Raw genomic sequence first — 11,887 nt, 5'->3', positions numbered from 1 at the left:
TGTCCTCGATTATCGTGGCGGTCATGCCCGCCACCCCCTCCTCGCTGAACGCCGACGCCGGAACCTTCCTCACCGAGCGTCATCTGGCAACGCTGGCCACGAAGCGTCAGGACGGCACACCGCACGTGGTGGCGGTGGGATTCACCTGGGATCCGGAGGCAGGTCTGGCGCGAGTGATCACGCGGGACGGATCGCAGAAGGTGCGCAACGCCGAGCGCGGCGGCTACGGCGCCGTGACTCAGGTCGACGGGGCGCGATGGCTGACCCTCGAGGGGCCGGCACGCATCCTGCGCGAACCCGACGCCGTGCGTGATGCGGAGAACCGTTACGCCCAGCGCTACCGGACGCCGCGGGAGAACCCGGAGCGCGTGGTCATCGAGATCACCGTCACCCGGGTGATGGGCTCCCAGTCGTTGCGGGACTGAGCAATCGGGCGGCGGCCTCCCTGGCCGCCCGCGCGGTCTCGCTCGACCGCGTGATGGCCGCGGTGGTCTGAGCACCCTCGGCCAACAGCGCGATCTGCAGTCCCACGGTGGGCGACGCCCCGGCCGCGACGGCCAGCGTCGTGACATGGTCGATGAACGTCAGCTTGTGGGCGCGCGCGGCATCGGACACCGCGGGCATCGTGGCGCCGAGTTCCCCGAACGAGTTGATGAACGCGCACCCGCGGAAGTCGTCCTCGCGGAACCAGTCGTGCAGGAAGTCGAATATCGACAACAGCTTGTCCCGCGGTGACTCGTGTGCGCTCTCGGCCTCGTCGATGCGGTTGTTCCACATCGTCGTCCGGCCGTCGAGCACCGCGGTGACGATCGCGGCCTTGGACGGGAACTCCGCGTAGAGCCGTTTGAGCGGAACGCCCGCCTCGGTGCGCAGTTCGTCCATACCGACGGCCTGCACCCCCTTGGCATAGAACAGCGTGTCTGCCGCCGAGAGGATTCTGGCGCGATGATCGGTCTCCACGAACCCTCCTGTCGTCGTGAGCACTTGCGGCGAGAACCAACGTTCTCTACTGTAGCCGACACGAGCGAGAACGCTCGTTCTCCACGAGAGACATTCCCGTCGAAAGGTCGCGCACGCCATGGGACACATCACTGTCGGACACGAGAACAGCACCCCGATCGACGTCTACTACGAGGATCACGGCAGTGGACAGCCCGTCGTCCTCATTCACGGATATCCGCTCGACGGACACTCGTGGGAGCGCCAGACCGCGGCTCTGCTCGACGCCGGCCACCGCGTCGTGACGTACGACCGTCGAGGCTTCGGACAGTCGAGCAAGCCCACGTCCGGGTACGACTACGACACCTTCGCCTCGGACCTGAACGAGGTGCTAGAAGCGCTGGATCTGCGCGACGTGATTCTCGTCGGATTCTCCATGGGTACCGGTGAACTGGCGCGGTATGCCTCGCGATACGGGACCGACCGTGTGGCGAAATTCGCCTTCCTCGCGTCGCTCGAGCCGTTCCTCCTGCAGACCGACGACAACCCGACGGGTGTGCCGCAGTCGGTGTTCGACAGCATCGAAGCCGCCGCACGCGGAGACCGCTTCGCCTGGTTCGACGCGTTCTACAAGGACTTCTACAACCTGGACGACACGCTCGGCACGCGCATCAGCGAGGCCGCCGTCCGCAACAGCTGGAATGTCGCGGCGGCGAGTGCGCCGATCGCCGCGTACGCGGTGGTTCCGACGTGGCTCACCGACTTCCGCGCCGACGTACAAACCGTCCGGGAGTCGGGCAAGCCCACGCTGATCCTGCACGGCACCGCGGACAACATCCTGCCGATCGATTCGACGGGTCGCCCGTTCCACGACGCCTTCCCCGAGGCCACCTACGTCGAGGTGGAGGGCGCGCCCCACGGTCTCCTGTGGACCCACTACCAGGAGGTCAACACGGCGCTGCTCGACTTCCTCGAGTGACGTCAGAAGCGGGACGCGTCGAGCAGTGACTCCGCGACCGAGGTGTCACCGAAGACGGTGAGCACGTCGAGTGGTCGACGACGGCAGAGCACCAGCAGCAGGTGCTCTGCCGTACCCCGCAGTGCCACATCGGCTTTCCCGTGCCCGCGCGCACTGGCGAGGACGTCGGCCCCGAGCGTGAACGTCCACTCCAGGTCGTCCACGTCCGTTCCGTGCACGTGCACGGTGCGCCCGATCGACTCGGGCGTCAGGCGGTCGAGGAGCAGTCGGTGCGGATACTGCACCTCGGTCAGCTCGGCCACGGCGTCCGCGGCGGCGTCGGGATCGAGCGCCTCGGGCGCCACTCCCCCGGCGGCGCGGACGGCGTCGGCGGCGTCGATGCGGTGCACGGCGACCTCGTGTGCCTGCCGTCGGAGCCACCACGCGGCCGTGCGCGCGCCGACGAACGTCTCCACGACCGCCTCGGGATCCGTCGACTCGAACGTGGCGACCATCGCCTCCAGCGACGATCGGTACGCGGGGAGACTGTCCGGGCCCTTGGGCAACGACTCGACCTGCTGCTTCGCCACCGCGCCCGTGTCCGCACCCGGGCCCGCCAGGATCACCGCGTTCGCCCACCGGTGGACCTTGCCCGTGTGTCGGACCACGTGCTCGAGCGTCCATCCCGGCACGGTGGGTACCGGCGCCGTCAGCGCATCGACAGGCATCGACGCGAGGCGGTCGCCCTCGCGTCGCAGTGTGGCGAGGAGGTCGAGGCTCATCGCACCGGAAGCACGGTCAGGCCGTGCGGCCGCGTGTTGACCGACTCGCACCCCTCCGGAGTCACGATGACGATGTCCTCGATGCGGGCGCCCCACTCGCCGGTGAAGTACACCCCCGGCTCGATGCTGAACGCCATCCCCACCTCGAGCGGAATGTCGTTGCCCGCCACGATGTACGGCTCCTCGTGCACCGAGAGGCCGATGCCGTGCCCGGTGCGGTGCACGAAGACGTCGCCGTAGCCGGCGTCGACCAGGATGTCGCGTGCGGCGGCGTCGATCGCCTCCGCGGTGACTCCGGGACGTACTGCATCGACAGCTGCCTGCTGCGCGCGCTCGAGGACCGCCACGGTCGCAGCGACCGAGTCCGACGGCTCGCCGATGCTGTAGGTCCGGGTGGAGTCCGAGTTGTAGCCCGGCTCGACGGGGCCACCGATGTCGATGACGACGACGTCGCCCTCCTCGATGACGCGCTCGGACACCTCGTGGTGCGGGTCGGCGCCGTGCGGGCCCGAGCCGACGATGACGAACGCCGCCTCGGTGTGCCCCTCCTCGAGGATCGCGGCCGAGATGTCGGCAGCGACCTGCGCTTCGGTGCGCCCGGCCGCGAGGAACTCGCCCATGCGCGCGTGGACGCGGTCGATGGCGGCGCCCGCCGTGCGCAACGCGCCGATCTCCGCGTCGTCCTTGGTCATCCGGAGTTCGCGCAGGACCGCCGTCGCCAGGACGGGCATCGCGCCGAGCGCCTCGGTCAGCGGAACGAGATGCAGGGCGGGCATGGCGTCGGTGACAGCGGTCCGGGCCGGGCCGGGAAGCAGCGCCGCGACTGCCTGATGCGGATTCACGCCGTCGACCCAGTCCCGCAGCTCGATTCCCAGGTCGGCCGCGGCCGAGTCCTTCAACGCCGCCAGTTCGATGCGAGGTACCACCACCGACGCGGGCGTGCCGTCCGCCTGGACGACGAGGCAGGTCAGACGCTCGAACGACTCGGCGCGCGAGCCGAGCAGATAGCGCAGGTCGGGTCCGGGCGTGATCAACAGCGCGTCGAGACCGGCCTCGGCGGCGAGAGCCGCCGCTCGGTCGAGGCGGGTGCGATACACGGAGGAGGGAAACCGAGACGTCATGACGCCAGGCTATCGACTCCGGTGCCGCCCACATGCGGCAGGATGTGGCGCATGACGGCCGAGAGCAGAGACACGGTACTTCTCCTCGATGCGGCGAGCCTGTGGTTCCGGGCCTTCCACGCGTTGCCCGAATCGATCACGGCGCCCGACGGTCGGCCGGTGAACGCGGTGCGTGGTTTCACCGACATGGTCGCGTCCCTCATCACGCGGACGGGTGCGTCCCGACTGGCCGTCTGCCTCGACCTCGACTGGCGTCCCACCTTCCGGGTCGATCTGGTGCCGTCCTACAAGGCGCATCGGGTGCTCACCGAGTCCGCTGCTGGCCCGGACGCGGAGGAGGCACCCGACGCTCTGGGTCCGCAGGTGAACCTGATCCTGGAGATCCTCGAGGCCGCGGGCATCGCGACGGCCGGAGCGGAGGGTCTCGAGGCGGACGACGTGTTGGGCACCCTCGCCGCCACCGAGCGCGACGGCACCGTGGTGGTGGTCAGCGGAGACCGCGACCTGTTGCAGGTCGTCTCCGACGATCCGGTTCCGGTGCGTGTGCTCTACGCGGGACGCGGACTGGCGAAAGCCGAGCTGTTCGGCCCGGCAGAAGTGGCCGAGAAGTACGGGGTGCCCGCGGACCGACCCGGGCCGGGCTACGCGGAACTCGCACTGCTGCGCGGTGATTCGTCCGACGGACTGCCCGGGGTGAAGGGCGTCGGGGAGAAGACCGCGGCGTCGCTCATGAAGAAGTTCGGCTCCCTCGAGGCGTTGCTCGCCGCCGCCGACTCGGGCGACCCCGAGATGTCGGCCGGGGTGCGCGCGAAGATCCAGAGCTCCCGCGACTACATCGACGCCGCCCTCCCGGTGGTACGGGTGGTGACCGATGCGGACATCATCTGGTCGCGCCCCGACGTGCTGCCGCACGAGCCCGTCGATCCGGAACGCCTCGCGGCGCTCGCCGAGGAACTCGGCGTGCAGAACTCCGTCGGCCGCCTTCTCACCGCGATGGCGCGGTGAGCTACTGGGGCCGGCCGACCTCGTAGGTGCCCTGGTCGTCCTTGACGGTCACCGTCACCGAGCGCGCCTCACCGTCCACCGTCAGGTCGCAGGAGAAGGTCGTGTTCGCCTCCACCTTCTGGCCCGACGGGCAGGACACCGCGGAGACGTCGATCGCGCCGTAGGACTCGGTCACGATCTTGGCCACTCCGCTCTGCACCGCGGAGTTGTCCAGAGTGTCGCCGCCCAGCGACGTGGCCGCGTAGATCCCACCCGCCACGACGATCGCGGCGATGACGACGCCGCCCACGATGAACGGCACCTTCGACTGCTTCTGCGCCGGCGCGGCGTTCCACTGCTGGTTGCCCTGCGGGTAACCCGGCTGTCCGTAGGGCTGCTGGCCGTACTGGGGCTGCTGGCCGTAGGGCTGTTGGCCGTAAGGCTGCTGGCCGTACTGGGGCTGCTGGCCATAAGGCTGTTGGCCGTACTGGGGCTGCTGGCCGTAAGGCTGCTGCCCGTACTGGGGTTGCTGACCGTAGGCCTGCTGGTCGTAGCCCGGCTGCTGACCATAGGGCTGTTGACCATAGGGCTGTTGACCGTAGGGCTGTTGACCGTAAGCCTGCTGGTCGTAGCCCGGCTGCTGTCCGCTCGGGTACTGGCTGGTGGGCGTGTCCTCACCGGCCGAGGAACGGTCGTCGGGGTTGTACGGGCCGCTCATCATCGCCTCCGGTGGGTGCCTGTGGTGACTGCTGTGACTGTGGAGACCATCATGCGGCATCGACGGCGACGACTCCGCGCCGTATCGCCGAGATCGCCTTCGTGGCGGTCGCGGTGACCTCGTCGTCGGGGGACGCCGAGCGGATCTGGTCGAGCAGATCGATGACCTGGCGGCACCACCGTACGAAGTCTCCGCCGGACAGGGCGCGGCCGTGCTGACCCGCGGCGAACAGCACGTCCTCGAGCGACTCCTTGCGAGCCCACTTGTAGACGGCCACCGCGAACCCGGTGTCGGGTTCCCGCGTCGGAGGCAGCTTCAGTCGGATCTCGTCCGCGCGGAGCTCGTGCCACGCGGCGACGGTGCGGGTCAACGCGTGTCGGATGTTCCCGGTCGGACCCTGCTCCGCGCTCTCACCCTCCTGGCGCGACTCGTACACGACGGTCGAGACCACGGCGGCGAGCTCGGCCGGCCCGAGGCCTCGCCAGATTCCCTCGGCGAGGCACTCCGCGACCAGCAGGTCCGACTCCGAGTACAGACGTCCGAGCTTGGCTCCACGGTCGGTGACCGCGACCTCGCCGTCAGGACCGGCGGCCAGATAGCCGCGCTCGGTGAGCAGCGCCAGGATGCGATCGAAGGTACGGGCCAACGAGTTGGTGGTCGCGGCGACCTTCTGCTTCATCGCATCGGTGTCACGTTCGAGCCGGCTGTACTTCTCGGCCAGCCGGGCGAGATGCTCACGATCCGGCCAGGTGTGGCACGGATGCGAGCGGACGGCGCGGCGCAGCACTCCGAGCTCGCGATCGTCGCCTGCGGACGACTGCCGGCGCCGACCGCGTCCCGGCGCGCTGATTCCCGTTCCACGGAGCGCGGACGCCAGGTCCCGACGGGTCTGCGCCGTGCGGTGATCGACGTGGCGGGGAAGGCGCATGTGGCCGAGAGCCGACACCGGTGTGGGGAAGTCAGCCGACGACACGCGCCCCGCCCACTTGTCCTCGGTGAGCACCAGCGGCCGCGGGTCCACCGAGTTCGCGTCGGTCTCCAGGACGACAGCCAGTCCCGAGCGTCGACCGGACGGGATGGAGATGACGTCGCCGCGCCGCAGCGACACCAGCGACGTGACGGCATCGTTGCGACGATCCGTGCGGCCCTGACGCTCGAGCTCGCGTTCGCGCTCCTTGAGGCGCGCGCGCAGGGCGGTGTACTCGACGTAGGGCGAGTCCTCGCCGCCCAACTTGCCGAGCAACTCGCGCCGAGCCACGGCGTTCTTCTCGATACCGCGCACCAACCCGACGACGGACGCATCGGCCTGGTACTGCGCGAACGACCGTTCGAGCAGCATCCGGGACGCGTCGACACCCATCCGGTCGACCAGGTTCACCGCCATGTTGTACGAGGGGCGGAACGAACTCCGCAGGGGGAACGTACGGGTGGAGGCCAACCCGGCCACCTCGGTCGGCTCGACACCCGACTGCCACAGCACTACCGCATGACCCTCGACGTCGATACCGCGACGACCGGCGCGGCCGGTGAGTTGCGTGTACTCCCCCGCCGACAGGTTGGCGTACGCCTCACCGTTGAACTTCACGAGGCGCTCGAGCACCACCGTCCGCGCCGGCATGTTGATGCCGAGGGCGAGGGTCTCCGTCGCGAAGACCGCGCGGACCAGACCGCGGACGAACAGCTCCTCGACCGTGTGCCGGAACACCGGCAGCATCCCTGCGTGATGCGCGGCGATGCCCCGCTCGAGGGCGTCGCGCCACTCCCAGTAGCCGAGCACCTCGAGGTCGCTGCGCGGGATCTCGGCGGTGTGGCGCTCGACGACCTCGGTGATCTCGCGCGCCTGCTCCTCGGAGGTCAGCCGCAGTCCCGATCGAAGACACTGATCGACGGCGCCGTCGCACCCGGCGCGGCTGAAGATGAACGTGATGGCGGGAAGCAACCCCTCCTGGTCGAGGAGCTTGATGACGTCGGGCCGCGGGATCGGACGAGATTCCGGCCGGCCGGGGCGGCCACCGGACCGACCCGACCGCGGGCCACGGCCGCGTGGGGCCTCCCAGGCGCCCATGCGCTCGGCCTGCACTCGTTCCTTGACGTACCGGACGAGGTTCTTGTCCACGACCACGCCGCCCGGAGCACCGTTGTTCGCCTCGACGTCGAAGAGGTCGAACAGGCGGCGACCGACGAGGATGTGCTGCCACAGCGGAACCGGGCGGGTCTCGTCGACGACGACGGTGGTGTTGCCCCGCACCGTCTCCATCCAGGCGCCGAACTCCTCGGCGTTGCTCACCGTCGCCGACAGGCTGACGAGCCGGACGTCCTCGGACAGGTGCAGGATGACCTCCTCCCACACGGCGCCGCGGAACCGGTCGGCGAGGTAGTGCACCTCGTCCATCACCACGTGCGAGAGTCCGCGCAGCGCAGGCGATTCCGCGTACAGCATGTTGCGGAGCACCTCGGTGGTCATGATGACGATCGGTGCGTCCGAATTGATGCTCTGGTCACCGGTCAGCAGGCCGACGTAGCCCTTGCCGTAGCGCGCGACGAGCTCGGCGTACTTCTGGTTGCTCAGTGCCTTGATGGGGGTGGTGTAGAAACACTTCGCGCCGCTGGTGAGTGCGAGGTGGACGGCGAACTCGCCGACGACGGTCTTGCCGGCTCCGGTCGGCGCGCACACCAGCACGCCGTGCCCGTCCTCGAGGGCCGAGCAGGCGCGGATCTGGAAGGGATCGAGCGGGAACGGAAGCGACGCCGCGAACTCCGTCAGCTTCGGCCCGTCCACGAGTCGAGTCCGGATGTCGCCGGTGTTCTGCTGCCCGCTGTGATTGGCCACGACTCCAGATTAGAGGGTGTCCGCCGATGGGGGTCACTCAGACAGCGTGGGCAGCTCAGAGAGTGTCGGAGTAGTCGGCCTCGGCGTCGTGACGCACCGGGACGGGCCTGCCGACCGGGGCGGCGGAGGTGTCGAGAGGCGACGCCTCGTCGTCGGAGACGTTCCCCCACTCCTCGGTCTCGCGCCGTGCGCGCCGTCGATCGTTGACGCGCGCGATCTGGATGGCGAACTCGACGAGGATGCTCAGCGCGAGCGCCAGCGCGGTCATCGAGAAGGGGTCACCGCCGGGCGTGACGACGGCGGCGAAGGCGAACATCGCGAAGATGAGCCCGCGACGCCAGCCGCGGAGCTTCTCGTACTTCAGGACGCCGACGGCGTTGAGCGCGACGATCAGGAGCGGGATCTCGAAGCTGACGCCGAAGATGACGAGCAGGTTGATGACGAAGCCGAAGTACTCGGCGCCACTGAGAGCGGTGACCTGGACGTTGTCGCCGATGGTCAGCAGGAAGTGCAGGGCCTTCGCGACGACGATGTAGGCGAGGACGGCGCCGGAGACGAAGAGCACGGCCGCCGCCGTGACGAACGAGATGGCGTAGCGCCGTTCCTGGCGGTAGAGGCCGGGCGTGATGAACGCCCACACCTGATAGAGCCAGATGGGGCAGGCGAGCACGACGCCCGCGGTGATGGCCACCTTGAACCGGAGCATGAACTGCTCGAACGGTCCGGTGGCGAGCAGCCGACACGTGCCGTCGTCGGTGAGCTCGGCGCGACTCTCGGACGGGAGCGAGCAGTACGGCCCGCGGAGCAGGTCACCGAGCGACTCGATGCCCAGCAGCGAGTGCGAGTACCAGAAGAACCCCACGATCGTGGTGAGGACGATGGCCAGCATCGACCACAGCAGACGCGTGCGGAGCTCGTAGAGATGCTCCACCAACGACATGGTGCCGTCGGGATTGACGCGACGCCTGCGCTGTCGCGGATCGAACGGTATGCGCACGGTGACTCTTCGCCTGTCGACTGCGGTGCCTGGACTGAAGACTGTGGTTGGCGGTGACGGGTGCCGAGGTGCGCACGCCGCAGCGGGCGCGAACCTCGGTCACCACCCACGAAACGGCCGAGGCGACATCGCCCCGACCGTGGTGCCTGCGAGTGTCAGGCCGAGCGCGGGTGCTGCTCGTGCGTCGGTTCGGTCGACGCGACGGTCGGGGTGACCGTGTTCGGGGACGGCAACTGCGACTGCGGTGCCGGCGCCGTGTTCGTGGTGGTGTCCGGCTTCTTGCCGTCGTTCTGCATCTCCTGCACTTCACTCTTGAAGATGCGCATCGAGCGTCCCAGGCCACGTGCGGCCTCGGGCAGCTTCTTCGATCCGAACAGCAGTACGAGCACGACGATCAGGACGATCCAGTGCCAGGGTTGTAACGCACCCATGAAAACCTCCCAGTTTCGGTGGATTCGATGCTACCGGACCCGAGGGCTCCCACCCGGTGTCCGGTGGACCCGCGTACCGACCGTTCGCCGAGAGTTCACCGGACGAGTCCTGCATGTCCGGACGACTCGAGATGGGCCGGTCACGCTCCCGAGACGGCGCGATAGACGTCGAGGGCGTCGCGCGACCGAGCGGTGACCTCACGAACCAGTGCGGGCGGTCCGAGCACCCGCACTCCCGACCCCAGACCCAGCGCCAGACGGCTCATCCAGTCGAGCGTCGCGAATCGCATCGAGACCTCGATCGAGCCGTCGTCGTGCGCAGCGGTCTGCGTCATGGGGTAGTAGTCCAGAATCCACACGTGGTCGGGTGCGACGACGAGCCGTGCGAGCGGCAGCGACGGATCGTCGTGGAAGAGATCGAGTGCGTCCCCACCGGTCCGGGCCTGCTCGGGCGGTGCGGACGGCTCGTCCAGCTCGGTCGCGGCATCGATGCGGTCCAGCCGGAACAGCCGGACGCCCTCCGCGTCGCGGCACCAGGCCTGCAGGTAGCTCTGGTCGTCGACGAGGACGATGCGCAACGGATCGACGGTGCGTTCGGACACCACGTCCCGCGATGCCGAGTAGTAGGTGATGTGCAGCGCGCGACCGCGGGCGAGCGCCCCACGGACGGTCGTGACACTGGGACTCTCCTGCGGCTCGGGCGTGTCGTCCGGCCCCTCGGCCGCCGCGACACCCGCCGCGGCCTCGATCTTCGCGATGGCGCGGTACGCCGCGGACGGGTCCACCATGCCGGGCATCTCGACGAGTGACCGCAGCGCGATGAGCAGCGCGGTCGCTTCCGTGGACGTCAGACGCAGCGGCCTGTCGATACCGGCGGAGAACGTGACCTCGATGCTGTCCTCGGAGAACGACAGATCGATGAGATCGCCCGGACCGTATCCGGGCAGTCCGCACATCCACAGCTGGTTCAGGTCGTCCATCAGCTGTTTGGTCGTGACCCCGAGCTCGGCCGCGGCGTCGGCCGCGCTGATACCCGGATTGGCGATGAAGTACGGCACGAGGTTGAGCAGCCGGGCCAGCCGCGAGGACAGGCGAACGCTCATGAGCTGCTCCCGGGCGAGACGGCGTCGGTCGGCGCGCGGTGCGCGCTCACGGACAGGGTGCCGACGACGATGTCGCGGAGTTCGGTCGGCGACAGCACGATCGCGTCGGCGCCGTGGCCGGCGACCACCCGGGCGATCCACTCCCACGACCGCACCGGGATGCGGACCACGGAACCGCGTCGCCCCACGAGATCACGTGTCTCCACCTCGGTGCCGAGACGGCGCAGCTCGAGTCCCCGTCCCTCCGACACCCAGACGTCGGCGCTGCCCGCCACGTCACCGCTCGCGGCGGCGCGGGCCACGATGACACCGAGATCGACGTCGTCGGGCTTGCGCACCGATCCCGCCGGTCCGAAGGCCACGACGTCGTCCCCGATCCGTGACAGGCGGAAGGTACGGACGGCGTCGCGCTCGGTGTCGTGCCCGACGAGGTACCAGCGTCCGGAGTGGGTGACCACTCCCCACGGCTCGACGGTGCGCTCCCGGAAGGGGGCGGCCGGGGTGGAGCGGTGCGAGAACCGCACGGACCGGCCGGCGTCGATAGCGGCGAGCAGCTTGCCCAACGCGGGCTCGGAACCTCGACTGCGGGACGGAACGGCGGTCACGGCGGCCGGCGAGTTCTCGGTGTCCACCTGCACGCCCGCGGCGCGCAACTTCAACATCGCGCTCTGAGCGGCGGAGGTGAGCTCGGGCGACTCCCAGAGTTGGACGGCCACGGCGACCGCAGCGGCCTCGTCGCTGGCCAGGTCGACGTCGGGGAGTTCGTACCGATCGCGGTTGATGCGGTACCCCTCGACCGTCGAGAAGCGCGAGATCTGACCGGTCTCGAGCGGGACGCCGAGATCACGCAGTTCGTTCTTGTCGCGCTCGAACATGCGACTGAAGGCCTCGTCGCTCGCCGAGTCCTCGTATCCGGCGACGGACTCGCGGATGCGCTCGGCGGTCAGGTACTGCCGTGTCGAGAGCAGGCAGATGACGAGGTTCATCAACCGCTCGACTTTGGAGATCGCCACCGACCCAGCCT

The 11,887-nt window shown here is 69.1% G+C and carries 12 protein-coding genes; 3 read left to right on the top strand and 9 right to left on the bottom strand.

All coding sequences use genetic code 11. The annotated features are described in order from the left end of the window. The first annotated feature begins 23 nt into the window (after nt 1–23). On the top strand, nt 24–425 hold the full coding sequence (locus QE397_RS09520) for a PPOX class F420-dependent oxidoreductase (RefSeq protein ID WP_056444561.1): 402 nt from the start codon (nt 24–26) through the stop codon (nt 423–425). Here the strand turns inward: QE397_RS09520 and QE397_RS09515 are convergent. Next, on the bottom strand, nt 388–960 hold the full coding sequence (locus QE397_RS09515; protein ID WP_307093025.1) for a TetR/AcrR family transcriptional regulator: 573 nt from the start codon (nt 958–960) through the stop codon (nt 388–390). The genes QE397_RS09520 and QE397_RS09515 overlap by 38 nt on opposite strands. A gap of 118 nt (nt 961–1,078) precedes the next feature. On the opposite strand from QE397_RS09515, the gene QE397_RS09510 reads away from it, so the two are divergent. Next, complete coding sequence (locus QE397_RS09510) at nt 1,079–1,918, top strand: alpha/beta fold hydrolase (RefSeq protein WP_307093023.1); 840 nt, start codon at nt 1,079–1,081, stop codon at nt 1,916–1,918. Between the two features lie 2 nt (nt 1,919–1,920). Here QE397_RS09510 and QE397_RS09505 read toward each other — a convergent pair whose 3' ends face one another. Further along, a complete protein-coding gene (locus QE397_RS09505) occupies nt 1,921–2,679 on the bottom strand; it encodes a maleylpyruvate isomerase family mycothiol-dependent enzyme (RefSeq protein WP_056444564.1) in 759 nt (252 codons plus the stop codon). Next, entirely contained in the window at nt 2,676–3,800 is a 1,125-nt protein-coding gene (locus QE397_RS09500; protein WP_307093022.1) for a Xaa-Pro peptidase family protein, read from the bottom strand. Before QE397_RS09500 ends, QE397_RS09505 begins: the two co-directional genes overlap by 4 nt. 42 nt (nt 3,801–3,842) lie before the next feature. Here QE397_RS09500 and QE397_RS09495 point away from each other — a divergent pair, with 42 nt between their 5' ends. Continuing rightward, entirely contained in the window at nt 3,843–4,805 is a 963-nt protein-coding gene (locus QE397_RS09495; protein WP_307093020.1) for a 5'-3' exonuclease, read from the top strand. A gap of 1 nt (nt 4,806) precedes the next feature. On the opposite strand, the gene QE397_RS09490 is transcribed toward QE397_RS09495, so the two are convergent. From QE397_RS09490 to QE397_RS09465, 6 genes are all read right to left on the bottom strand, one after another. After that, the gene (locus tag QE397_RS09490) at nt 4,807–5,562 is read right to left on the bottom strand and encodes a DUF4333 domain-containing protein (RefSeq protein WP_307093018.1); all 756 of its coding nucleotides are present in this window, start codon (nt 5,560–5,562) and stop codon (nt 4,807–4,809) included. Continuing rightward, the gene (locus tag QE397_RS09485; protein WP_307097459.1) at nt 5,552–8,281 is read right to left on the bottom strand and encodes an RNA helicase; all 2,730 of its coding nucleotides are present in this window, start codon (nt 8,279–8,281) and stop codon (nt 5,552–5,554) included. Before QE397_RS09485 ends, QE397_RS09490 begins: the two co-directional genes overlap by 11 nt. Before the next feature lie 106 nt (nt 8,282–8,387). Beyond that, complete coding sequence (tatC, locus tag QE397_RS09480) at nt 8,388–9,329, bottom strand: twin-arginine translocase subunit TatC (protein WP_027505365.1); 942 nt, start codon at nt 9,327–9,329, stop codon at nt 8,388–8,390. 155 nt (nt 9,330–9,484) lie between these two features. After that, nucleotides 9,485–9,760, bottom strand: coding sequence for a Sec-independent protein translocase subunit TatA (gene tatA / locus QE397_RS09475; RefSeq protein ID WP_027505364.1), 276 nt, complete (start codon nt 9,758–9,760; stop codon nt 9,485–9,487). A gap of 140 nt (nt 9,761–9,900) precedes the next feature. Further along, the gene (locus QE397_RS09470) at nt 9,901–10,863 is read right to left on the bottom strand and encodes a YafY family protein (protein WP_027505363.1); all 963 of its coding nucleotides are present in this window, start codon (nt 10,861–10,863) and stop codon (nt 9,901–9,903) included. After that, complete coding sequence (locus QE397_RS09465; RefSeq protein WP_222637552.1) at nt 10,860–11,876, bottom strand: YafY family protein; 1,017 nt, start codon at nt 11,874–11,876, stop codon at nt 10,860–10,862. The genes QE397_RS09470 and QE397_RS09465 overlap by 4 nt, the downstream gene beginning before the upstream one ends. Between the last annotated feature and the right edge of the window lie 11 nt (nt 11,877–11,887).

The sequence above is a fragment of the Rhodococcus sp. SORGH_AS_0301 genome, assembly GCF_030818285.1.
Lineage (GTDB): Bacteria > Actinomycetota > Actinomycetes > Mycobacteriales > Mycobacteriaceae > Rhodococcoides.
The sequence above is the reverse complement of the archived record's forward strand: the minus strand, read 5'-3'. Positions and strand labels throughout refer to the sequence as shown.